We start from the raw sequence: 22,634 nt of genomic DNA on the forward strand, positions 1-22,634 counted from the left end.
CTTTAGGGATTGCTGAGAAAGCGGGGAAAGTTTGAACCGGACATGAAGATATACGAGAGTGTCCCGCCTTCTGGTCCACGCAGGGTGACAAGAAGCGCCTGGTTTTGGTCCGTGGCTGCTGCCAAGCCACTGGTATATGTAGAAAGCTTGTTCACGATTTGGTTTTGCACCACCGTTGGCGTGAAGCCAGTGGGGGCGAATTGGGTTATGTTGTTGATTTCAGACTGGAGGTCGGTCAAGTCACTGCCAGGTGATTCCGGTGTTGGCGTGAATATGGCCAGAATATTTTGATCGATGATTTCTTCCGTAGAAAGGTTTCCGGAAGCCGTCTCAAAGTTGGAGGAGGCTCTGTCGATTTGCCAGTTTATGATGTTTTCCATGGTTTCCTGGAGTTCTGCCGTATCTTCCACGCGAAAAATCGGTGTGGAGCTGGTATTGACCCCAGAAGCAAAGTAAGGGGCGAACATGCCTGCTATCCCCCCCAAAAGAACCAAGGTGAGGATGATTTCAACCATGGTGAAGCCATTATTGGGATAGTGGTTCGTATTCATTGGATGAACCCCGTATTAGCCAAAAGTGTGAATTGGCTGCTGTCTGTGCCATCAGAAATGGTGAAGTTCGTATCTCCATTGACCGGCGCCCCTGTGGAGCTGCAGGGGATACCACGGAAGTCAAAATAGACTGTTCCCCCGGTGATATTTATTCCAGAGGGCAGTGTATAACTGTTGCTGTTTTGCCCCGGTAAATTGATGTCATTCTGCGATGCGCCGTTTCTGAACAGCTGGTAAGATGTACCGGAAAGGTTGATCCCCCAAACGACAGTGTCGACACCATCAGGCAGGTAGGCTTGCGTAAAGCCCAGAGACTGCGCGTAGCGGATTGCTGTTTGTAGGTTGGCCGCTTCACCAGCTACGTTGTATTGATCCGGTGCTATCTGATTGCCGACGTATACGGAAATTACCCCTAGAATCACGAGTACACCAATAACTTCCAGTAAGGTAAAGCCTCGGGAATTTGTTCTTTTGCGATTAGCCATGCTGTACTTCCTTTGCATAATGTTGCAGCAGGACGCCGAGAAGCATGCCAATGGTCAAGCCCATGCCCACGAATCCTATCAACGCGGGGAGAAGCGTGCCCCCTGTCACTGCGCGCAAGCTTGCTTCGAGGGCCAGGCCGTTGGCGGCTACAAAGACAATGTATAGTAATACCGCACCATAAATGAGTTTGGCCACGAATGGTGTTTGGCGTAACAAAAAAGCACCTGAAAGGATGAAAAAGAAACCAGTGGCAAATGCTATGTTTGGTTGCATGCGAACCCAGTCGGGGACCGCCATTGCAGATTCTGGCGTAAAAAGGACAGTTTGCAGGGCCACCCCAAATATGAGGTAGAAGGCGCCAACCAGGAAAAAATAGTAGGGGCAGCGGCTGGCAATGGCAGCTGCGTGTCCAAGGAGACCTTTGGTCTTTGCCCCAGCCTGAGGCAGGGAAGAGAGAATACGGTGCTCAAGGTCTGCAGAAGGGGCGGCTTGGGGGATGTTTTCAGCCAGTTTTGCAGTGTTTTGCAGGCGTGCGTAGAGAGAAGCCGCTTCCGGTGATTCTTGCAAAAGCTGTTGGAAGCGCACACGCTGTTGAGCGTTCTCCTGCTTCTCCAGTTCGCCAAAGAGCGCCATTTGCAAAAGTTGTTCCTGTTCCTTTTTATTAATCATCGCAAATCCTCGAAATGCATATAATTAAAAGCTACCTTTGGTCCTCTGAGGCCGTCAGTATCTCGCTGAGTTTGAAAAGTGCCTGGTATACCCGTTTTTTTGCAGCGTTCTCAGTAATTTCACAAATCTGCGCTACTTCAGCAAAGGGTAGCTCCTGGAAATAGCGAAGCACAAGGGCTTCTCGTTGCTCCGTAGGAAGTTGCAAAACCGCACTGCGCAGCGCTTCTCTTCGTTCTTCCTGAATCAGCGCTTCATGAGGGGCAGGCAAGTCGCTGGGAATGGAGGCAGAGGCTTCGTGTGAAGCTGAAGTGCCGAAAAATCCAGCAGCAGCCGCACTGTCACGACGTCGCAGATAGTCACGTGTGACATTCAAACAGATGGCGTAGAGCCAAGAGTAAAAGCGACGCCCCTTCTCAAATTTATTCAAGGAGCCATATGCACGCATAAAACTTTCTTGCACAATATCCTCTGCTTCAGATGCACTCCCAATCATCTTGAAAGCGATGTTGTAAAGGGGTGCAGTATACGCAGTTACAAGAGCGGCAAAGGATTCGCCGTCTCCCTGCAGAGCCCGGTTAACAAAAGCAGTTTCAATTTCTGGTTGTAGCAAGGGGTCTGCAGCTCCTTTTTATAAACATATACGCAGAAGGAGAAAAAAAGTGCCTGTAGCAGACTGATAAAAAATAGCACAAGAGCTGCGAATTGCATCCGTAATTTATTAAGATGTCATAAAGCGTAAGCGAGCGAAAGTGGTGGAGCAGGAGGGTGATTACGCACATGAGAACTTTTCTAAAAAAAATGTAAAAAATGTGTTGACTTTTTAGACACCCTTTTTTAGCTAGGGGTAAAACAGTGAAGAACTGTGCAGATAACCCCAGCATGGTTCTTGTTTTTTGGGTGAGGAAGCGACGTTAAATCAGCAGAGAGTTGAACGTATGACGCGGAGAGTGCCTGTGTAGAATGCTTGCAGAGCGTTTTCAGGGACCCCGCATGTGCCGTGACTGCCCCGATGGGGGGTGTTGCGTTCAATGGCGGCCTTAGTATGGCTGAAGGCCAGGAGGAGGGCGAGACCATGGCCCGTGGAAAGGCATCTTCCAGCGACAAACTGCTGGAGATGATCCGGGGTAAAGGGAGTCAGAAGGGTGAACAGGATACGGCTGTAGAGTCGACTGTTCAGGAAACCCCTGCTGGCAAAAAGTCCGGTCTTCCCAGCAAGAAAGGCGCTGCCAAAACAAAAGCGCCCAAAAGCAAAGGAAAGCCGGGTAAAACGCCTAAACTATCCTCTGGAGCTTCAGTCAAAGGCGGCAGTGGCAAAACTGTCGTTGTCGGCGTTGATCTTGGTCCGGACAGCTTGCGTCTGTCCAAAACGACCGGGCCTGTATCCAAGCGCAAATTGCTTGGTTTCAAACGCATTCCTTATGATCCCAGCACGCCTCCCGGCTCTGCGGGGTTTGCCAATTTTTTACGCGACAAACTGAAGGAATTTACAAAAGGCAATCGCCAGGTACAGGTCTGGACGCTCATCTCTTCGGCCAGGGCGGAGCTTTGGAATATTAATATTCCGAAAGTGCCTCGCAAGCAGATTACAGACGCAGTATTCTGGTCCGTCAAGAAAGAAAAACAGTTTGACGAAAACGAATTCATTCTCGATTTCGATGTCCTGGGGGAAGTGGCTGAGAAGGGCGTGCCAAAGCTGGCCGTCACCGTGTATCTCGCTCCCCGCAAGCAGGTCGATGAAATATCCGAGTTGTTCTCCAGTGCAGGATACAAGCTGCACGGCATCACCATTGCCCCCATTGCTATTCAGACGCTTTTCCGCACCAATTGGCTTTCTACCAAAGCCAATACATACGCCAATCTGTATGTGGGGCGTAACTGGTCGCGCATCGATATTTTCAGCAAAGGGAACCTCGTTCTTTCCCGAGGCATCAAGGCCGGCACCAACAGCATGGTCGAGTCCTTGATGGAAAACTACAACGCCGAATTCGGCGGCGGTTTCAGTATCGATCAGACCATGGTGCAGGATGAACCTGTCATTTCCATGGGGCTGGACGATGATTCTCTCATTATTGATGAAGCCACCACCCGTGGTGCTGGTGGCGGTTCCGGAATGGACCTGGAGCAGGCCAAACAGGTGCTTGTTGGTAAGTTGCTTGGTGGTGAACTTGCGCCAAGCAGTCCTGGAAGCGAGCTGGATGAGTCCCAGGTAGTCGAAATGGTGCTTCCTGCTGCAGAACGCCTAGTCAGACAGATTGAGCGTACTTTTGAATTTCATAGTACGACAATGGGCAATGAGCCTGTAGAGCAAATCTACTTTTCAGGCGCCATTTGCACCAACAAGATGATTCTACAGTATATGTACTCGCAACTGGGAATCGAAAGTCTGATTCTTGATCCGCTGAATCCTGAGAATCCGAATCTGGGCCGCATTCAAGGGCCCTCCTCGGTTGTTGACCGCATGGAGTATAACCTGGTCGTTGCGTTGTCTCTGTCTGACAACAGCATCACTCCAAACTTGATTTATACTTACAAGAGTAAAGAAAAGCAGCGCCAGGCTTTGAATGTCGATAAAGCCATCTACGCTGTGACCATCATGCTTTTAGCCATTCTGGCAGGTGTATGGATGTGGCAACAGTCCATTATAAGTGACAGCCTGGGCGAGTTGCAAATGGTCGAGAATCAACTGCAGGCTTACAATCCACCGGCTACTGAGGAACTGTTGCAGCAGATGGCGGAGAAGGTTGCCCAACAGCAGCAAAATTTGAAAAAGGCAAGTCTGCGCTACGAAAGTCTTGCTGTTTTGAGTGAAATCAGCCGGATCACGCCCAAGTACGTGAAGCTTATGAGTGTGACCATGGATATGGGGCCGTATGTAGAACCTCTGCCCCCGGAACCTGAAGATCCAAAAAAGAAGAATACACGACAAAATACCCATGAGAACGAGACCGATAAGATCGTCATCATGGATGGTTTTATAGAGGGAGAGGACATCGACAAGTTCGAATCCGCCTTTACCAGCTACCTGATTCGCCTGGAAAATTCACCGCTTTTTCTGATGCCTGAAATCAACAAGCAGGAAAAAGAAGAATTCAGAAACAGGGGAACCGTGCTCAGGTTCATCATCCACATAAAGGTGGTTTAGCGCCATGGTTGCAAAAAAAGCGTCTGTCAGCCTGCCCAAAGAAAGTATTTTCAAACTTTTGGTATGTGCGGGCATTGTTGTTGCCTTTGTGGCGCTCCTTATTCTTCCGAATATAATGGAAGATAAGGAAACGCAGCACGAAATTCTGAAGAAGAAAGCGGAAATCGAACGGCAGAAAGTACTTTTTCCGCTCTACATCAAACTTCAGGCACAGTTGAATAACAAGGTCGTCAAGGAGCTGCCCATTCCTGAAGCGGCTGCTCTCACTGAAGACCAGATAGACGCTGCTACGCATACCATTGAAGATATCGCCGTTGAGTCTGATCTTAGAATCAATGAGGTGACGCCTGACCCTGCTTCATTATCCGCTACTGCAGGATATGTGGGGGTAAACTGTGACTTCTACGGCCCTTTTTTGAATTTCAGAACATTTCTCATGAAGCTGGGTGCCGTTCCTTATCTGAAACATGTTGAAAAGATCGAGATGCAGGAAGGTGTCGACGGCGTTAACTACATTGTGCGGCTGCAGCTTGCCGTCAAAACCGACACCGGCGCATAGAGATCCATAAGGTGCAAGAGGCCCACCAATGCAAACTGGAATCACGCCAGGCATGAGCATGAATAGTAGCTCCGGGCGAACAGGGTGACGAGCATGGAAAAACGCGAAAAGATTCTTCTGGTTATTTTGGTGATCGTCATTGGTTTTGGGGCCTACACGTATCTGTTCAGTGGTGAAAAAGTCACCTCGGTGAGCGACCTTGTCAATGTTGATGAGCTCAACCGCATCAAGACAGATGTAGATAAAAAGCTTGATGAAAATCCTTTGACGAAGATTGAACGATTCCGATTGGAACAGGCTGAGCGCCCCTGGAATATGGATCCTTTTTATGACCGTACACAGGACATGGCGCAGGAAGCGGAAGTAGATACGCAATTTCCTGCAGATGTTGACCTTCGGTATACAGGCTACATCAGAATTGGTGATGAGATTGTTTACGCCATCATTAATTCCATGGAGTACAAAGTTGGTGATGAAATAGAGGTTGAAGGATTCTATCTCTTCGACATCACTAAAGATAAAGTTGTTGTGGGTAAACAGGACGAAGAAGGCAATATCGTAGGCCAAAAAGAGTTTTATCTGGAAGAGGTATCACTTTACTAACCCCTTCCCCATGGTGGTTGCAATCATGAAGAAGCGCTTTGTAGTGCGGGTGGCTGTGGTAGCGGTGGCATGTCTTGCTCTTTTTGCAGTGCAAGCGTGTCGCAAGGACAATGGTCCACAGCAGGATGCTTTTTTGCAGAAATGGCGGGCAGTTGCAGATCAATCCCAGGGGCATTCCCCGCGGGATGAGGGTGTTCCCATGGATGTTGACGAGCGTAACCTGAACCTTGAGGAAGGGTACGAAGACGTCAATGATCTTTTGGAAGACATGGAAGTCGAACGCCCGTTGCCCAAAATTCCTGTTAGCCTTGAGATGCGCAATGCCAATATCACTGCAGTACTTTCCGCACTTGCCAAGGCTGCGAACATTTCCATGGCTATTTCTCCCTGGGTGGGCAATCCCCCTGAGGGGAAAATGGGTGATTTGGGAAATCCTGAAGTCACTATCAATGTATTCAAAAAACCATGGGATGAAGTATTTAAAGGGCTTATCAAGAATCACGGGCTGATCTACAACTGGGAAAACGGTATTCTGAGCGTCAAGACTTTTCTTGATGCTGAACGTGACGTCAAGTCCACTGCGCTTCGTGCACGTTTGATGATCCAGAAGATTCTTCTCAAACGTGCTGAACCGCCCGTCACAAGGGTAGTGCGTATCAGATACACCAAGGCGGTGGATATCGCCGCCATGATTGAGAAGATTGTCTTTCACCGGGAAGCTGATCTGAGTACTGAAGAAGAGGATATCGGTGTTGTTGGTTCCGATGGCGGCATGGAATCCGGTTCGGTACTTCGCGAAAGGACCGATCAGCAGTTAGATGTTACTGATGAAGATAAAGATACAGATTTTGTAGATAATATCCCTGGATATGTGCATCCCGACATCGAGACGAACTCCGTTATCGTACAGGCCCCCAGGCCTGTGATGAAGATCGTTTATTATCTTATCCGTAAAATTGACCGCCCCCGTAAACAAATCAAGATCAAGGCGTACATCGTAGAGACTGATTCTGAGACTGCTCGTGACCTTGGTATTCAATGGGGTGGTATCTACCAGTATCAGCATGCGCAGAATGATGAGAAATTTGTGTGGATGCCAGGTGGCAGTAATGGTGATGTGAGCACCTATTATACCCCTGTGGGCTCAGGAACTGGCGGTTCCGGACCTCAATCGGGTCGTTACACTTCAAATTACGGGCCTGGCGTTTCCGGGCAGGGCTATGCTGCAAACTTTCCGTTGACCCTCACTGAAGCAGCAACCTCTGGTATGTCTCTGGGGTTTCTCTTCGGAACCATTGGCGAAAACATTCTGGAAGCACAACTGCAGGCCCTGGCCATTGATGATAAGGTCAGGATTCTTTCCAGTCCTTCGCTTTCGACGCAGGATAACAAGGAAGCTTTGCTTAAGGATGGTATGGAAATCCCCTACCGGTCAGGCTTTGATGCCCAGGGTAATGCAATCATTTCCTGGCGAGAGGCTGTACTTGCCCTGCGCATTACGCCCCACATCATCAGTGAGAACGCTTTGCACATGCGCATCCAGATCAAAAAGGATGAGCTTGATTTCACTTTGACAAATATTGAGGGCATTCCTGTAATCAGGAAAAAGCTTGCTGAAACTGAGCTCGTTACCCGGAACAACGAAACGATTGTTATTGGTGGCCTGACGCGCCGCCGGATAGACGACTCTGAAAGCGGTATTCCATACCTCAAGGATATCCCAGTTCTTGGATACGTCTTCAAGGAAGACCTCAAGGACGATCAGCAGCAAGAAGTGTTGATATTCATCACTCCCAAGATTCTTGACTTCTGGACGCCGGATGACATCCAGAAGAGCTTCGAGCAGATCGACAGGGAACTCAAGGAGGATGGTATCGTCATCGATTCCGAGACCAACTTCATTCAGGAGCAATAGCATGAGCTACTTCAAAGCGCTTGGTCTTGCCGATGAACCTTTTTCCAACTCTCCCAACCCGGATTTTTTCTACCGGGTTCCGGGGCGTACCGAAATTCTCAACCTGCTTGAGGTTTCCATAAGGCTGCGCCGTGGATTGAATGTTGTGATGGGAGAGGTAGGTACCGGCAAGACAACGCTTTGCAGGCAGTTTCTCCGCATTATCATGAAGGATGAGAGCTTTGAGCCTCTCCTGTTGCTCGACCCTTACTTTGAATCACCACTGGAGTTCCTGAAGATTCTCTATTTCATGTTGTTTAATGAAAAAGCGGATGAGAAGGCCACCGAGTGGCAGCTTAAGGAAGAGGTTAAAAATTCTCTTTTACAAAGAGGAGCGCAACAAAACAAAGTAGTGGTGCTCATAATTGATGAAGGCCAAAAAATTCAGGACAGTTGTCTAGAATTGTTACGAGAACTGCTGAATTTTGAGACCAATGAGAATAAGCTGCTTCAGATTGTCATCTTCGCTCAGAATGAGTTCCAACAGTCCATGGAAAAATTTCCAAATCTGGTGGATCGCATTGATTCCCTGCACAAGCTTCATTCTCTCAGCTTCTTTGAAATGCGGGATATGATTCGATATCGTATCCAGCTAGTGAGTAAAGAGGCAAATCCAGTTGAATTATTCACTACTGCCGCCTATTGGGCCATTTACCGTCTGAGTAAGGGGTTCCCCCGGAAGGTTGTTTCGCTTTGCCATAAAACCTTGCTCCAGGTTATAATGGAGAATAAGAAAAAGGCTGTATTTTCTACGGTATACACGGCTGCCGGGCGTAAGAACCCGATCCCGAGGGTGGCTGTTACTGGAGCTGCTTGTGCGGCATGCCTTATGGGAGTGGCTTTTTTTCTTTTGCCTGATTCAGACAAAGAAGACCTGGCTGCCCTTTGGCAAAGTTCAACTGCCGTATCAAGTGATTCTGAAACTACTTTTACGCCACCTGCACTGGTTGCTGCTCCTGCAGATGTGTCAGAGCAACATGCTTCCTTGACCAAGGATTCTTCTGACCAGCAAATAGCCGCTGCATCTGGTAAATCCGAATCCTCTCACACTGACGTTTCATCTGCTAAAGAAAGCAGTGAAGAAGAAATTTCCGGAGTAACTTTGGAAGTCACTGAAGCTGCTGTTGGTGGCGGGGCTTCTCAAGAATCTATCACAAGTCTTGAAGCAGCAAACGTTGCTGTCCCTGAACCACATCGTGCCAGTATGCAAGTGGGGCATTCCACTGTTTCTCCAGATGGTACTGTCGCAATTCTCGGGACAATGAAGTTAGCTAAGGGCGAGCTTCTTTCCAAGGCGATCAGCAAAGTCTATGGTATCTATCGCAAGGACTACCTTGAAAAGGTGCTTGCGGCTAATCCGCAAATTACAGATCCTGACCGTGTCAATGCAGGCACAAGTATTACATTTCCTGCTGTAGCATCCGTCAAGGCTTCCAGCGTCAAGGATGGGTACTGGCTCCGCCTTGCTGTTTACGATGACCTTGCTAGTGCAGCACATGCCCTGCGTAATCCGCCTCTTGAGGGGGTTGCCCTTCGGTTGGCAATTCTTAAAAAGGGTGATGCCTCTTCTATTCGCTTTTATGTGATGACCCAGCGCAGGTTTGCAAGTGAGGACAAAGCCCGCGAATTGCTTTCTTCTCTTCCTGAATCTTTACGTAAGAAGGCGGTGGTTCTTGGTGCTTGGGAACCCGATACGATTTTTTTCAATGATGAATCCATTTGGGAAAGTGAAATCGCTCTTCGCTGATTGCCAACTTCCCCTTTTCATTAAGACAGGGTAGCATTGACGTCGGCATAGTGCTTATCTCTGTATTCATTTGTTTATCTGCGTTTCAGATTTGGAGCGGTCATGGCTCGAAACCGATGGCAAAGCGCCCATGAACGGTTTTGTGAAGTTCTTATTTCTGAAGGAATTCTTTCTCGCCCTGTTTTGGAGCATACTCTTGAAGAACAACGAGAGAGTGGGCTGAAGCTAGGCGAATTTCTTATAAGAAAAGGCGTTTTGCGTGAGAATCAGCTTGTTGAACTTATCAGCAGGCATTTGCGAGTAGAAAAATTCGACGCCAACAAATACCCCGAAGATGAGCGTTTAAAAACGCTTTTGCCTCCAGATTTTGCCAAGAAGTATCATCTCGTTCCACTTGCTCAGAATGCCCGCGTCATTAAAGTCGCCATGTCCGACCCCATGGATGTGTCGGCTCTTGATGCTGTAGAAAAGCTTACGAATAAGGGCGTTGATCCTGTTGTATGCACAGAGCAGGAACTCTGTGATTTGATGTTCAATATCTACAATATTTCTTCTGAGCTTGATGATGGCCTGTCGCAGGCTGAATTGACCATAGATGTTGAATCCGACGCTGAACGTCCTGACCAGGATATCACTGTCTTTTCTCTGCAAGGTCTAGCAGAGGAAGCACCCGTAATCCGTTTAGTCAATTCTATTCTGACGCGCGCCATGAGAGAGGGGGCAAGTGACGTACACATCAGCCCCGAAAAGCGCTATGTACAGATGCGTTATCGTGTGGACGGCAAGCTTCGGCATGTACCTGCGCCGCCAAAAGCCTACTTTCTTCCCGTCGTTTCTCGTCTCAAATTATTGGCTGGTATGGATATCGCGATTACTCGTATCCCCCAGGACGGACGTTTTACTTTCCGCATTGATGAACGTGAAATACATGTTCGCGTTTCCTGTCTGCCGACTATACATGGTGAGAACGTTGTACTCAGGCTGTTGGAAATTAGTGGTGGCAAGCAAAATCTCGATGATCTTGGCCTTTCTCCCGTTGACAGGGCAAAAATTGACAGGGCCCTGCAAAAGCCCTGGGGCATGATTCTTTCTACTGGTCCCACTGGAAGTGGTAAAAGTACAAGTTTATATGCAATGCTCAGAATTTTGAACCAGCCTGATGTCAATATCATTACGCTTGAAGACCCAGTTGAATACCGGATCGAAAAAGTGCGACAGGTGCAGTTGAACCGTAAGGCCGGGATGACCTTTGCCAGCGGTTTGCGCTCAATTCTGCGTCAGGACCCCGATGTTGTAATGGTCGGTGAGATTCGTGATAGCGAAACAGCCAATATCGCAGTGCAAGCATCGTTAACTGGTCATAAACTGTTATCTACCCTTCATACGAATGATGCTGTTGGTGCGATAACCAGGCTTCTCGAAATGGGAGTTGAACCGTTTCTTATCTCTTCAACTTTGCTTGTTGCTATAGCACAGCGACTGGTTCGGAAGGTCTGCCCTCATTGTCGTGAACCTTATACGCCTGCAAAAGAAGCATTAGTGGCCATGGGACTGGATAAAGCTACCAAGGCAACTTTTTTCAGGGGCAAAGGGTGTCAAAGATGTCATGAAACAGGTTTTTCCGGCAGAATTGGCATTTTTGAAATTCTTGAAATCGACACTGATATCCAGAACATGATTCTGCGGCGGGATACTGCCAGCCATATTTTTAAAAGTGCAATTACTTCAGGCAAGTTACGGACCTTGAAGCAGGATGCTGCCACTAAGGCAGCGCGTGGTATTACCACTTTGGAGGAAGCAGGGTCCGCCGTGTTGATTTGAAACGCAAAATAGTAATCATAATTTGTGCATGTGCGAAGTCGTCCAACTCTGCCATGGCTCGACAGCATGCGGATGAAACTGCTATGAATAACATCCTTGGAGTAGGTTTTTTCTTGCCTGGAGAGTAATAAGCTTATTATGCGTAGTATGTCGTCTTGAAGCAGCCAGTGTGCTTGTCGACGGCCAGGAGTGACTGAGCAACTGACGAGAGCCAGATAAATCATTTTTCCGCTCTCTGTACTTGTATAGCGGGGGATAGACATGCCGACTTTTAAATATCAAGCAATTACGGATGGCGGTTCTTCAGTGGACGGCGTTGTCGAGGCGGATTCGATTGAAGCTGCTCGTGATATGATTGCTTCCCGTGGTTTTATTCCAGGAAAGGTGACCCTGCAGGGAGGCGGCGAAATCTCCATTGTCAGTAAACTGAATGACAAGTTGAATAGTGTCAAAACGCCTGAGATCATTCTTTTTACGAAACAATTTCGCACGCTATTCAACGCCGGTATTTCCATCGTCAACTTGCTGGAAGTGCTGGAGCAGCAAAGTCAGAATCCCAAACTCAAGCATGCTGTTGTTTCCATCAGTGAAGACATCCGACAGGGCTCCACACTTTTTAATGCCTTTAGTAAACATAACGACATCTTCAGCCCCCTGTATTGTAGCATGCTCAAGGCAGGTGAAGTCTCAGGTACGCTCCCGGATGTACTTGAACGGCTTATCTACCTTATAGAACACGAGCACAAGGTTAAGAAGCAGATTCAGTCCGCCATGGTCTATCCCATCATTGTTGTGGTTATGCTTATTGGCGCCTTCCTCTTCTTATTGAACTTCGTTATTCCTAAATTTGTTCAGATTTTTGAAAGAGCGCAGGTTGAATTACCTTTGCCCACCAAGGTCTGCATGTACCTTTACAAGGCGATGCAGGCGTATTGGCATGTTGGACTTGTCACGATAATTGTGAGCGTCACTGCAATTGTCATGTATTTCAGGACCGAACGGGGGCGTTATGTTAAAGACTCCATGCTCCTGAAGATGCCACTTGTTGGCCCCGTTTATCGAAAAGGCGCAATGGCGCGTTTTGCCAGTATCTTTTCTTTGCTTCAAGGTAGCGGTGTGTCCATCCTCGATACCGTCACCATCCTTACGAGTACCATTGGTAATGCAGCTATTTCTCAAGAATTCGAGCACCTAAAGGAAAAACTACAGGAAGGACGCGGCATCTCCGGTCCTTTACGCAACTCGCGTAATTTTACACCCATGGTCATCAACATGATCGCCATTGGTGAAGAATCTGGTAATCTTGACGAAATGTTGCAGCAGGTGTCCAATCACTACGATTATGAGGTTGAATATGCTGTTCATAGAATGTCGGAGTTGATTGGGCCCATATTGATGTGCTGCTTGGCGGTTGTAGTAGGCTTTTTTGCTGCTGCGATTCTCTTTCCCATGTTCGACCTTACGAAGACAGTTCATTAGGGCATGCATCTTTTACAGAAGCTTGTTCCTGTTGCGTCTGCTTAAAAGAAACATATTGGAAGCTCGGCATTTAGCGGAGCTTCCAGTATGGGTTTTGATTTTTCCTTTAGTATAGTATGGAATATAGAGCAGTAAGGTTATGAGAAAATTCCACGTAAGTTTATATATCATCATACCGCTCATATTCTCTTGTATTGCGCTCTTGTCCATGGTCATCACATACAGGTTGGTTTTACACTGTATGGCTACTGGATTGGATCCTGCGCTGCTGCTCTCTTTTTGGGGCGTCATAATAACCGGCGCAACGTACATAACAGCACTTATCGTTGCCTGGAGCATTCTGCGCCCCATTGAGAAGTTCATTAAGCGCGCGGAAAGTATCCCCATGGTCAAGCAGCGCATTGAAGACAAAAACCAAACTGGTCGCGACCAGCTTACTCATTTTAATTCTATTTTTCACCAGATTACCGACATCCTGAGCAAAGTGGACGCGCGGGAACTCTTCCCTGAGATCATTGGCCAGAGTCAGGTAATGCGCGGTATCATGGGGCAGATCATCAAGGTTGCACCCAGCGATGCCACTGTGCTTGTAACAGGCGAATCCGGCACTGGTAAGGATGTTGTTGCTCACAACGTGCACAAGCATAGCCCGCGTAAGGATAAGCCTTTTGTTGCAGTTAACTGCGCTGCAATTCCAGAAGGATTGCTCGAGAGTGAACTTTTCGGCCATGAAAAAGGTGCCTTTACGGGCGCTGTCAGCCAGAAAAAAGGTAAATTCGAGCAGGCAGATGGCGGCACACTTTTTCTTGACGAAATTGGCGATATGCCACTGGAAACACAAGCCAAGATATTACGGGCGCTTGAATCTGGAGAATGTGAGCGTGTAGGGGGGAGCAAGCCTGTAAAGTTCAATATCAGACTTATCGCTGCTACAAACAAAAGCTTCAAAAAAATGATAGAGGAAGGCACGTTTCGGGAAGACCTGTTTCACCGTCTGAATGTTTTTCCCATGCATCTTCCTCCTTTACGTGAGCGGCGCGAAGACATTCCACTTCTTGCCGGTTTTTTTCTTGAGCGGTTCGGTTCCAATCTGACCTTTTCCGATGAAGCTCTCCAGGTGCTTATGAGCAATCCCTGGCCCGGCAATGTCCGGGAACTCAGGAACGTCATGGAGCGTGCGGCTGTGCTCGCTGAGGATGGTCTGGTGCTGCCTAAGCATCTACCTTCGCAGCAAATTAGTACTAATATGGAAAGTATTGATGACACCTTGCCCGAAGGTATTAGTCTGGACGAAAAGCTTGAAGAGTTTGAAAAGTCCTACATTGTCGCAGCCCTTTCACAAGCAGGGGGCGTTCAAGTCAGAGCTGCCGAAAAGCTTGGCATAAAAGAACGTAGTCTCTGGCATCGTATCAAGAAATACGATATCGACGTTTCTTCCTTCAAATAGATCTTTCCTATTTACATTGACATTGTATCGAAAGGCGTTTCTTCTGTAGGAGATAATCCGACAGAGAGATGTAACGTATTCCTGCATGTATTTTTTCCCTTGTCACTTGTCATTAAAGTGATTGTGCGTACAGTATTAAATTGAAGTGAGGTGTTTATTTTCGAGGCCTCACAAGACTACAAACCAAAGGGGAACAATCATGAAAAAAACAATAGGTATTTCTTTGGCCGTTATCTTGATTTTGGTGACTGCTCTTACAGCCTGTCAGCCCCGACGAGGAGGAGGTGTCGGAGGCAGGGAAGTCGGCGCCGTCGTTGGGGGCGTTGGTGGAGGGATAGCTGGTTCGCAATTCGGTTCAGGCTCGGGTAAAACAGCTGCCACAATTGCAGGTGTGCTCATTGGAGCCGCTGTCGGGAGTTATATTGGTGACTATATGACAAGCCAGGACCGCCAATACATGGGGCGGGCCCTTGAAACAAATCAGCCCGGCCAAACAAGCACGTGGAACAACCCGAATACGGGGTACAACTACAGGGTTACTCCTGCCAGCTACTACACAGGCAATAACGGGCGCTCCTGTCGTCAATTCACGCAGACTATTTACGATAATGGGCAGCCACAACAGGTTCGTGGCACAGCGTGTAAAAATCCCCAAGGCCAATGGGAGATCGTAAGTACGAACTGATCTGTGATGCTTCTGCCGTAACTTCATACAAAAAAACGGGGGCCTTTCGGCCCCCGTTAGTGTGTGCGTCAACAAGGCGTAAGGGGATTTATTTCACTTGGCCCTTGCGCCATGCTTCGATGAGCGAGTCGTACTTCACAGTCTGCCCCTTGGGCTTCTCGTTTTCGAGCTTGGCCTTGGGTGCGCCGGGCTTTTTCAGCCATTCTTCAGGATCGGTCTTGGGGTTCAGCTTGGGACCACAGATTTTTTGTACGCCAGAACGTTCAAGGCGTTCAAGGATGCGGTCTTGCTCGTTGGCCAGGTTGTCCATGGCGGTATCAACGGTGACTTCGCCGGAAACGGCTTCACCGATGTTCTGCCACCACAGCTGCGCCAGCTTGGGGTAGTCAGGCACGTTGGTGCCGGTAGGCGTCCAGGCCACGCGGGCCGGGCTGCGGTAGAATTCCACCAGGCCGCCCAGCTTGGGTGCGCGCTCGGTGAAGGATTCGTCGTTGATGTCGCTGTCGCGGATCGGGGTCAGGCCCACGTGTGCCTTCTTCAGCGAGGTGGTCTTACAGGTTACGAACTGGGCGTACAGCCAGGCAGCCTTGCGGCGGTCAACAGGGGTGCTTTTCAGCAGAGTCCAGGAACCGCAGTCCTGATAACCGAGTTTTTGCCCTTCTTCCCAGTAAGGACCATGAGGAGAGGGCGCCATACGCCATTTGGGAGTACCATCTTCGTTAACAGTGGGGCCGGGTTCGACCATGGTAGCGGTGAAGGCGGTGTACCAGAAGATCTGCTGGGCAACGTTACCCTTGGCCAGGAAAGGCAGGTACTGGTAGAAGTCCATGCCCAGGGCTCCTGGAGGGGCGTACAGGCGCAGCCATTCCATGTATTTGCGCAGGGAGTACTTGGCGGCAGGGCCGTTGGTCGCGCCACCGCGTGCAACAGTAGCACCAGCAGGATGACAATCTTCGACACGGATGCCCCATTCGTCAACGGGCTTACCATTGGGCAGGCCTTTATCGCCAGCGCCGGCCATGGAGAGCCAAGCGTCGGTGAAGCGCCAGCCCAGGTCAGGGGCTTTTTTGCCGTAGTCGTTGTGGCCGTAAACGGCCTTTCCGTCGATTTCCTTGACATGCTTGGTGAAAAATTCAGCGATGTCTTCGTAAGCGCTCCAGTTTACAGGAACACCCAGTTCGTAGCCGTAGATTTCCTTGAACTGCTTTTGGAAATCTTCGCGCTGGAACCAGTCGTAACGAAACCAGTACAGGTTTGCGAACTGTTGGTCAGGCAGCTGGTAGATTTTACCATCAGGGCCCGTGGTGAAGGAAATGCCCATGAAGTCTTCAATATCCAGCGTGGGTAACGTAACGTCCTTGGCTTCTCCGGCCATCCAGTCGGTCAGGTTGGTAACGGCGCCGTAGCGGAAGTGGGTACCGATGAGGTCGGAGTCGTTGACGTAGCCGTCAAAGACGTTTTGTCCGGACTGCATCTGCACCTGCAGCTTTTCGATGACGTCGCCTTCCTGGATCAGGTCGTGGGTAACCTTGATGCCTGTGATTTCTTCAAAGGCCTTGGTCAGGGTTTTGGACTCGTACTCGTGGGTGGGAATGGTTTCGGAAACAACTTTGATTTCCATGCCGCGGAAGGGCTTGGAAGCTTTAATGAACCACTGCATTTCCTCGAGCTGCTGATCTTTGGAAAGGGTGGAAGGTTGGAATTCACTATCAATCCATTTCTTGGCCGCATCTACATACTGGGCGTCGTCTGCCTGGGCGATCCCTGCCGAAAAAGCAAACACTGCAATCAGTGCCGCCATCAGGGTTAGTCGCCAAGAGCGTTTCAGGGACTGCAACTGCATGAGCCACCTCCTCTGGTGTGTTGGGGTTGGAATACCTGCCTGTATTGCCATGGAAATAGCCTTGTCCGCAGAAGTATGCGCCCTTTGGTGGATTAGCCGTAACGCATGGTCAAAATGATGAAACTGACCGAAATCGGTACGGAATACCAAAGGGGGAAGTCTATCAGTCCTATCCAGCCGATGGTGATATAGGCGCTGCCAAGCAGGCCCACAAAGAAACGATCGCCACGGGTGGTTTCAATGGGCATGAGGCCGCGTCTGCCAACCGTGGGGGATACGATTTCCCAGATTGTCATGCCCAGAAGCAGTATAAAGATGGTGATGAAAATTCCTGCCGTAATCGGAGTCCAGGCCATCCATTCGAGGTTCATGTGCCTCGCCCTCCAGAATGCTTACACGCGGCCCAGGGCAAAGCCCTTGGCCATGTGGTTGCGAACAAACCAGATAACCAGCGCGCCGGGAACGATTGTGAGAATGCCGGCTGCAGCCAGAAGCCCCCAATCAAGACCGCTGGCACTGACCGTACGGGTCATGGTCGCGGCGATGGGCTTTGCCACTGTGGTTGTCAACGTCCGGGCCAGCAGCAGCTCCACCCATGAGAACATGAAGCAGAAGAATGCCGTTACACCGATGCCGGCTCGAATTAAGGGAATGAATACCGCAAAAAAGAATCTAGGGAAACTATACCCGTCAATAAATGCGGTTTCGTCGATTTCTCGGGGTATGCCGGACATGAATCCTTCGAGGATCCAGACTGCAAGGGGCACATTGAACAAGCAATGCGCCAGAGCGACAGCAATATGCGTATCGATCAACCCGAAGGTTGAGTACAGCTGGAAGAAGGGCAGCAGAAAAACTGCCGGAGGCGCCATACGGTTGGAAAGCAGCCAGAAAAAAACGTGCTTGTCGCCAATGAAGCGATAGCGCGAGAACGCGTAGGCCGCTGGCAGAGCCGTAACCAGTGAAATCACCGTATTGATGGTGACGTAGATGATGGAGTTGATATACCCGGAATACCAGGATGGATCTGTAAATATCTTTGCGTAGTTGGAAAACGTCAGGTTCCTTGGGTACAGCGAGAAGCTGCCAAGAATGTCGGCGTTGGTGCGCAAGGACATGTTCAGCATCCAGTAGACCGGAAGCATTAACAATACAAAATAAAACAGCAAGGCAAAGCGGCGAAGCTTTCCGTTCATTACTTGTCTCCTCTTCCGACGTTTTGCAGCGCCTGGTAGAACAACCAGCAGAACAGCAGAATGATCAGGAAGTAGATCAGGGAGAAGGCGGCCGCGGGACCAAGGTCAAATTGTCCCACCGCCATCTTCACCAGATAGATGGACAGGAAGGTGGTGGTGTTGCCGGGTCCGCCTCCTGTGAGCACAAAGGGCTCGGCATAGATCAGAAAGCTGTCCATGAAACGCAGCAGCAGAGCAATGGTCAGCACGCCGCGCATTTTAGGCAACTCAATATACCAGAAGGTGGCCCAGCGCGAAGCGCCGTCAATTTTGGCTGCCTGATAAAAAGCTTCCGGTATGGCTCGCAGGCCTGCATAGGCCAAAAGCGCTACAAGCGGCGTCCAGTGCCACACTTCCATGAGCATCAGTGTGACCCATGCGTCCAGGGGGTGGGCTGTGTGGTCGAAGCCCAGGCCCAATGTGTTGATGGTCGCGCCGAAAAGGCCGATATCTGGCCGCGTGAAGATGATCCAGATGGTGCCGATGACGTTCCAGGGGATCAACAAGGGCAGGGCCAGGGTTACCAGGCTGGCGGAAGAGCCCCACCCCTTTTTGGGCATGAGCAGGGCTATGAAAATGCCAAGGGGCATTTCGATCAGCAGGACCAGGCCGGAGAAAAGAAATTGTCGCCACAGGGCATCATGAAGCCGGAAGTCGTGCAGAACCTCGTTGAACCATTCTGTGCCGACGAAATAACGTTGTCCTGGACCAAAAATATCCTGAACTGAGTAGTTAACGACCGTCATCAATGGAATGATCGCACTGAAGGCGACAATGATGAAGACCGGGATGATCAGGAACCAGGCTTTGTTGCTTTCCCATTTTTCCATTGTGTCTTCCTCTGGGCTGGGAGTCCGGTTGCTGGGATCAGGCGACAAGCCGTCCGTTATTGAAAAGGCGCACGCGATCAGCAGGGAATTCTATCCAGCATCGATCGCATGGGATTTCTGCACCTTCACTCAACCAGGCCTTGAGAGATGCGCCCCCAACTTCAAGGCTGATGATTTTACTGCTGCCCTGGTCCTCCACGAGTTTGATGCCGCATTCAAGACAACCAGGGACTTCCTTGCCATGCAGTTTTATAAACATGGGGCGGATTCCCAGCTCCAGCTTGCCATCCGCCTTTCCTGCCTTGTCTGCCAGCTCCTGGGGCAGTGGCACAGCGCCGCCTTCTATGACGGCTTTGCCATTGTCCAGCTTGCAGTCGAGCAGGTTCATGCCCGGGCTGCCAATGAAGTAGCCGACAAAGGTATGCTGGGGATTTTCAAACAACTCCTGCGGCGTGCCCATCTGGACGATTTCACCGTCGTACATGACCACGATCTTGTCGGCGAAGGTCATGGCCTCCACCTGGTCGTGCGTTACGTAAATCATGGTGAGATTGAACTGCTTATGAATGTCTTTGAGCTTGCGGCGGAGTTGCCATTTGAGATGCGGATCGATGACTGTGAGGGGTTCGTCAAAGAGGATGGCGGCCACATCGCTGCGGACCAGCCCGCGCCCCAGGGATATCTTCTGTTTTGCGTCTGCTGCGAGATTCGCGGCCCGGTTTCCCAGGTAGGGCGTAAGGTCGAGTATTTCAGCAATTTCCTTGACCCGTCGGTCCCGTTCTTCTTTGGGGACGCCGCGGTTCTTAAGAGGAAACGAGAGGTTACCGTAAACTGTCATGGTGTCGTACAGCACGGGAAACTGAAAGACCTGGGCGATGTTGCGCTGTTCGGGTTTGAGATTGGTCACGTCCTTGGCGTCGTAAAGAACCCGCCCGTTACTGGGCGTAAGCAATCCGGAAATAATGTTCAGCATTGTCGTTTTGCCGCAACCAGAAGGGCCGAGCAGGGCGTATGCGCCGCCGTCGTCCCAGACCGTGTCGATTTCCTTCAGGGCGTAATCGTCGGGGCCTTTGGGGTTGGGCAGATAGCTGTGGGCCAGCTTGTCCAGGGTTATTTTCGCCATGGCACCGTCCCCGTCACAGGCAAATGTTTGGACGAGAGGGCGCACGCATCAGGTTGCCGCTCTTGTCATAGATGAAAAAATCGTCGGGATTGACGAATACGGAAATCTCGTCGCCCGTCTTGCGGCCGTACACACCGTCTTCCTGCACAACCAGTGAACGGTTGCGGTACCAGAAGTGGACAAATGTCTGGGAACCGTTGATTTCGGTCAATTCGACACGAGAGCGGATCTCAACGTCGTTCTCGCTTTTGCGGTTGAGGAAGAAGTGGTGGGCGCGAACGCCAAAGGTGTATTCCCCAGAATCCAGGTTCGCCAGGTGTCCGGTGAGCGGGAAGTCAATTCCGATGCGGAGTTTGGCTTTCCCGTCATCTACTATGGCCGTGAGGAAATTGATGGGGGGGTCGGAGAGCACTTCGGCAACAGTGGTGAAGGCCGGGTTTTCATAGACATGCTGTGTAGGGCCAACCTGCAGCACACGCCCTTCGTGCATGACAATGATGTTGCCCCCCAACATCAGGGCTTCGGTGGGCTCTGTAGTGGTGTAGACGACAATGGATTCGCGCTTATCGAAGATGCCCAGCAATTCTTCGCGCAACTCTTCACGCAGCTTGTAATCCAAGTTCACCAACGGTTCGTCGAGTAATAACAGAGGGGATTCCGAAACAAGGGCGCGCGCAATGGCGGTGCGCTGTTGCTGCCCGCCGCTGAGCTCAGCCGGAAGCCGGTCGAGCATCTGATCGATGTGCAGCAGCTTGGCAACTTTCTTTACCCGTTTTTCGATCTCTGATTTCTCAACGCCGTGGTTGATGAGCGGTGAAGCAATGTTTTTGTAGATGTTCAACGACGGGTAGTTGATGAACTGCTGGTAGACCATGGCAACCTGGCGTTTGCGAACGGTAACGCCTGTAACATCTTTGCCGTCCACCAGCACTTTTCCCGTGGTAGGCCGGTCCAGGCCTGCCATGATTCTGAGCAAGGTCGTTTTGCCTGCCAGCGTTCTGCCCAGAACCACATATCGGGAGCCGGATTGCAGTTCGAGGTTAACGTCTTTGAGGTAGACCTCTTTTGCGACAATTTTGTCTACTGCCTTGAGCGCAAGCTCCATGAGCGCCTCTCCCACTTATTGTACGTTGGGAAGTCGAGTAAGTACCCCCAAAATGCGATGTGCTGCATTTTGTATGACAAACACCACGCTGATAACAACGGGTTACCAGTACGTGGTTGTGCCGCTTCGTTCCAGGATCGGGCCCTGCTCCCTTTCCATGTCGCGTCACTTTTTGAAATTGCGGTGCCTGCCAAAGCTCTGCAACTTCGTTACAAAATGATTGCATTTTTGTAGCAGCGTACGAAAATTTTCTCAAGTGAAAATCAATATTCAAAACGAAAAAGACAAAAAGAAAAAGTGAAACGAAATAGCCTATATGGCTTAACAGCCTTCCTCATCTGATACAAATAATTGAATATTATTTTTTTCAATTATGTCCAGTAAGGGCTCAGGAGGACGTTTGTTTGTGAAGACTGCATCCAGTTCCTCTATGTTGCCCAGCCTGGTCATGGCGCTTCGGCCAAACTTGGTATGGTCCGTCACCAGGTATACCTTGCGCGAGTTCTCCATGATGGCCCGGGCTGTACGCACTTCACGGTAATCGAAGTCGAGCAGCGTACCGTCCATATCAATGCCACTGATACCGATAATGCCATAATCCACCTTAAATTGCCTGATAAAATCGCTGGCGGCTTCGCCAACAATCCCACAATCGTAGTGGCGAATCATGCCGCCGGCTACGAAAATCTGAAGATTTTCGTTTCCGCTCAAAATAGTGGCAACATTAAGGTTGTTTGTGATTACCCGTAATCTTTCATGATTAATCAAGGCTCTGGCGACTTCTTCTGTGGTGGTGCCAATATTGATGAACAGAGAGGAGCGTGCGGGAATGTGTTTTGCGGCAAGTCGGGCAATACACTCTTTCTCTTTTAAATTCAAAACTTTGCGGCTTGTGTAGTCGACGTTTTCAGTACTTGTGGTGCTGCCGGCGCCCCCGTGATGTCGCTGCACAAGGCCCCGTGCGTTCATCTGGTTGATATCGCGCCGCACCGTCTGCGGGGTCACCTCAAATTTGTCAGCAAGGTCTTGGATGGAGACAAAACCTTTTTCATTAATAAGTACAAGCATTTGTTGCTGTCTGCGTCGTACGGGGGCATGTTTGCCATCAGTCGGGGGCAAATCGTCCAGACCGGGACGTTCATTTGGGAGGGGAGGGAAGTCGTCTGTCATCGAGGATCCCTTGATTTGGTTCAAAATTGAAAGAAAAGTGAAAAATTTTTTGTTCTAGTTCGAAAAAAATGGTGACGAGGCAGTTACAATTTGGTACTTTTTGCCATCTCTTTCGGGTAGAATGTTGCATTTCTAGTGCTGTGATTTGTAACATTCCTATAAATGTTTCACAAGCGAAATGAGAT

Annotated in this window: 20 protein-coding genes; 9 read left to right on the forward strand and 11 right to left on the reverse strand. The window is 49.7% G+C overall.

Annotation, left to right across the window (positions count from 1 at the left end):
• Window positions 1–2 precede the first annotated feature (2 nt).
• Genes ACZ5EH_RS16670 through ACZ5EH_RS16685 form a run of 4 tightly spaced genes read right to left on the reverse strand, consistent with a single transcriptional unit; the run spans window position 3 to window position 2,316 of the window.
• The gene (locus ACZ5EH_RS16670) at window positions 3–551 is read right to left on the reverse strand and encodes a pilus assembly FimT family protein (RefSeq protein ID WP_464275004.1); all 549 of its coding nucleotides are present in this window, start codon (window positions 549–551) and stop codon (window positions 3–5) included.
• On the reverse strand, window positions 548–1,036 hold the full coding sequence (locus tag ACZ5EH_RS16675; protein ID WP_464275005.1) for a pilus assembly FimT family protein: 489 nt from the start codon (window positions 1,034–1,036) through the stop codon (window positions 548–550). The genes ACZ5EH_RS16670 and ACZ5EH_RS16675 overlap by 4 nt, the downstream gene beginning before the upstream one ends.
• The gene (locus tag ACZ5EH_RS16680; RefSeq protein ID WP_464275006.1) at window positions 1,029–1,706 is read right to left on the reverse strand and encodes a hypothetical protein; all 678 of its coding nucleotides are present in this window, start codon (window positions 1,704–1,706) and stop codon (window positions 1,029–1,031) included. Before ACZ5EH_RS16680 ends, ACZ5EH_RS16675 begins: the two co-directional genes overlap by 8 nt.
• 31 nt (window positions 1,707–1,737) lie before the next feature.
• Window positions 1,738–2,316 (reverse strand): RNA polymerase sigma factor, encoded by a 579-nt coding sequence (locus ACZ5EH_RS16685; RefSeq protein WP_464275007.1) that lies wholly within the window; start codon window positions 2,314–2,316, stop codon window positions 1,738–1,740.
• 432 nt (window positions 2,317–2,748) lie between these two features.
• Here ACZ5EH_RS16685 and ACZ5EH_RS16690 point away from each other — a divergent pair, with 432 nt between their 5' ends.
• The 9 genes from ACZ5EH_RS16690 (at window position 2,749) to ACZ5EH_RS16730 (ending at window position 15,143) form a co-directional block, all read left to right on the forward strand.
• Window positions 2,749–4,848 (forward strand): hypothetical protein, encoded by a 2,100-nt coding sequence (locus ACZ5EH_RS16690; protein ID WP_464275008.1) that lies wholly within the window; start codon window positions 2,749–2,751, stop codon window positions 4,846–4,848.
• Between the two features lie 4 nt (window positions 4,849–4,852).
• Window positions 4,853–5,407: a hypothetical protein gene (locus tag ACZ5EH_RS16695; RefSeq protein WP_464275009.1), complete on the forward strand. Its 555-nt coding sequence runs from the start codon at window positions 4,853–4,855 to the stop codon at window positions 5,405–5,407.
• Between the two features lie 93 nt (window positions 5,408–5,500).
• The gene (locus tag ACZ5EH_RS16700; protein WP_464275010.1) at window positions 5,501–6,010 is read left to right on the forward strand and encodes a hypothetical protein; all 510 of its coding nucleotides are present in this window, start codon (window positions 5,501–5,503) and stop codon (window positions 6,008–6,010) included.
• Between the two features lie 25 nt (window positions 6,011–6,035).
• Window positions 6,036–7,925, forward strand: a complete 1,890-nt coding sequence (locus ACZ5EH_RS16705; RefSeq protein WP_464275011.1) for a hypothetical protein — start codon at window positions 6,036–6,038, stop codon at window positions 7,923–7,925.
• 1 nt (window position 7,926) lies between these two features.
• Entirely contained in the window at window positions 7,927–9,711 is a 1,785-nt protein-coding gene (locus ACZ5EH_RS16710; protein ID WP_464275012.1) for an ExeA family protein, read from the forward strand.
• Between the two features lie 102 nt (window positions 9,712–9,813).
• Window positions 9,814–11,532 carry a GspE/PulE family protein gene (locus ACZ5EH_RS16715; RefSeq protein ID WP_464275013.1) on the forward strand — a complete coding sequence of 573 codons (1,719 nt, stop codon included), beginning with the start codon at window positions 9,814–9,816 and terminating at the stop codon, window positions 11,530–11,532.
• A 261-nt stretch (window positions 11,533–11,793) separates the two neighbouring features.
• On the forward strand, window positions 11,794–13,011 hold the full coding sequence (locus ACZ5EH_RS16720; RefSeq protein ID WP_464275014.1) for a type II secretion system F family protein: 1,218 nt from the start codon (window positions 11,794–11,796) through the stop codon (window positions 13,009–13,011).
• 241 nt (window positions 13,012–13,252) lie between these two features.
• Window positions 13,253–14,458: a sigma-54 interaction domain-containing protein gene (locus ACZ5EH_RS16725; RefSeq protein ID WP_464275015.1), complete on the forward strand. Its 1,206-nt coding sequence runs from the start codon at window positions 13,253–13,255 to the stop codon at window positions 14,456–14,458.
• A gap of 199 nt (window positions 14,459–14,657) precedes the next feature.
• Window positions 14,658–15,143, forward strand: a complete 486-nt coding sequence (locus ACZ5EH_RS16730; RefSeq protein WP_464275016.1) for an RT0821/Lpp0805 family surface protein — start codon at window positions 14,658–14,660, stop codon at window positions 15,141–15,143.
• Between the two features lie 88 nt (window positions 15,144–15,231).
• Here ACZ5EH_RS16730 and ACZ5EH_RS16735 read toward each other — a convergent pair whose 3' ends face one another.
• From ACZ5EH_RS16735 to ACZ5EH_RS16765, 7 genes are all read right to left on the reverse strand, one after another.
• Window positions 15,232–16,986, reverse strand: a complete 1,755-nt coding sequence (locus ACZ5EH_RS16735) for an ABC transporter substrate-binding protein (RefSeq protein WP_464275017.1) — start codon at window positions 16,984–16,986, stop codon at window positions 15,232–15,234.
• A gap of 92 nt (window positions 16,987–17,078) precedes the next feature.
• Window positions 17,079–17,357 carry a DUF2160 domain-containing protein gene (locus tag ACZ5EH_RS16740; RefSeq protein WP_464275018.1) on the reverse strand — a complete coding sequence of 93 codons (279 nt, stop codon included), beginning with the start codon at window positions 17,355–17,357 and terminating at the stop codon, window positions 17,079–17,081.
• 21 nt (window positions 17,358–17,378) lie between these two features.
• Window positions 17,379–18,182 (reverse strand): carbohydrate ABC transporter permease, encoded by an 804-nt coding sequence (locus ACZ5EH_RS16745; protein ID WP_464275019.1) that lies wholly within the window; start codon window positions 18,180–18,182, stop codon window positions 17,379–17,381.
• Window positions 18,182–19,051 (reverse strand): carbohydrate ABC transporter permease, encoded by an 870-nt coding sequence (locus ACZ5EH_RS16750; RefSeq protein WP_464275020.1) that lies wholly within the window; start codon window positions 19,049–19,051, stop codon window positions 18,182–18,184. Before ACZ5EH_RS16750 ends, ACZ5EH_RS16745 begins: the two co-directional genes overlap by 1 nt.
• 37 nt (window positions 19,052–19,088) lie before the next feature.
• Entirely contained in the window at window positions 19,089–20,174 is a 1,086-nt protein-coding gene (locus ACZ5EH_RS16755; protein WP_464275021.1) for an ABC transporter ATP-binding protein, read from the reverse strand.
• Between the two features lie 13 nt (window positions 20,175–20,187).
• Window positions 20,188–21,279 carry an ABC transporter ATP-binding protein gene (locus tag ACZ5EH_RS16760; RefSeq protein WP_464275022.1) on the reverse strand — a complete coding sequence of 364 codons (1,092 nt, stop codon included), beginning with the start codon at window positions 21,277–21,279 and terminating at the stop codon, window positions 20,188–20,190.
• 321 nt (window positions 21,280–21,600) lie between these two features.
• The gene (locus tag ACZ5EH_RS16765) at window positions 21,601–22,449 is read right to left on the reverse strand and encodes a DeoR family transcriptional regulator (RefSeq protein ID WP_464275023.1); all 849 of its coding nucleotides are present in this window, start codon (window positions 22,447–22,449) and stop codon (window positions 21,601–21,603) included.
• Window positions 22,450–22,634 lie beyond the last annotated feature (185 nt).

This window comes from Desulfovibrio biadhensis, assembly GCF_055388615.1.

What these genes read in the sequence shown, in the direction of transcription:
- ACZ5EH_RS16710 (WP_464275012.1), top strand. Translation starts at nt 7,927, where the DNA reads ATGAGCTACTTCAAAGCGCTTGGTCTTGCCGATGAACCTTTTTCCAAC.
- ACZ5EH_RS16725 (WP_464275015.1), top strand. Translation starts at nt 13,253, where the DNA reads ATGGCTACTGGATTGGATCCTGCGCTGCTGCTCTCTTTTTGGGGCGTC.
- ACZ5EH_RS16675 (WP_464275005.1), bottom strand. Translation starts at nt 1,036, where the DNA reads ATGGCTAATCGCAAAAGAACAAATTCCCGAGGCTTTACCTTACTGGAA.
- ACZ5EH_RS16730 (WP_464275016.1), top strand. Translation starts at nt 14,658, where the DNA reads ATGAAAAAAACAATAGGTATTTCTTTGGCCGTTATCTTGATTTTGGTG.
- ACZ5EH_RS16695 (WP_464275009.1), top strand. Translation starts at nt 4,853, where the DNA reads ATGGTTGCAAAAAAAGCGTCTGTCAGCCTGCCCAAAGAAAGTATTTTC.
- ACZ5EH_RS16750 (WP_464275020.1), bottom strand. Translation starts at nt 19,051, where the DNA reads ATGGAAAAATGGGAAAGCAACAAAGCCTGGTTCCTGATCATCCCGGTC.
- ACZ5EH_RS16715 (WP_464275013.1), top strand. Translation starts at nt 9,814, where the DNA reads ATGGCTCGAAACCGATGGCAAAGCGCCCATGAACGGTTTTGTGAAGTT.
- ACZ5EH_RS16670 (WP_464275004.1), bottom strand. Translation starts at nt 551, where the DNA reads ATGAATACGAACCACTATCCCAATAATGGCTTCACCATGGTTGAAATC.
- ACZ5EH_RS16705 (WP_464275011.1), top strand. Translation starts at nt 6,036, where the DNA reads ATGAAGAAGCGCTTTGTAGTGCGGGTGGCTGTGGTAGCGGTGGCATGT.
- ACZ5EH_RS16680 (WP_464275006.1), bottom strand. Translation starts at nt 1,706, where the DNA reads ATGATTAATAAAAAGGAACAGGAACAACTTTTGCAAATGGCGCTCTTT.
- ACZ5EH_RS16745 (WP_464275019.1), bottom strand. Translation starts at nt 18,182, where the DNA reads ATGAACGGAAAGCTTCGCCGCTTTGCCTTGCTGTTTTATTTTGTATTG.
- ACZ5EH_RS16735 (WP_464275017.1), bottom strand. Translation starts at nt 16,986, where the DNA reads ATGCAGTTGCAGTCCCTGAAACGCTCTTGGCGACTAACCCTGATGGCG.
- ACZ5EH_RS16760 (WP_464275022.1), bottom strand. Translation starts at nt 21,279, where the DNA reads ATGGAGCTTGCGCTCAAGGCAGTAGACAAAATTGTCGCAAAAGAGGTC.
- ACZ5EH_RS16720 (WP_464275014.1), top strand. Translation starts at nt 11,794, where the DNA reads ATGCCGACTTTTAAATATCAAGCAATTACGGATGGCGGTTCTTCAGTG.
- ACZ5EH_RS16740 (WP_464275018.1), bottom strand. Translation starts at nt 17,357, where the DNA reads ATGAACCTCGAATGGATGGCCTGGACTCCGATTACGGCAGGAATTTTC.
- ACZ5EH_RS16755 (WP_464275021.1), bottom strand. Translation starts at nt 20,174, where the DNA reads ATGGCGAAAATAACCCTGGACAAGCTGGCCCACAGCTATCTGCCCAAC.
- ACZ5EH_RS16700 (WP_464275010.1), top strand. Translation starts at nt 5,501, where the DNA reads ATGGAAAAACGCGAAAAGATTCTTCTGGTTATTTTGGTGATCGTCATT.
- ACZ5EH_RS16765 (WP_464275023.1), bottom strand. Translation starts at nt 22,449, where the DNA reads ATGACAGACGACTTCCCTCCCCTCCCAAATGAACGTCCCGGTCTGGAC.
- ACZ5EH_RS16690 (WP_464275008.1), top strand. Translation starts at nt 2,749, where the DNA reads ATGGCTGAAGGCCAGGAGGAGGGCGAGACCATGGCCCGTGGAAAGGCA.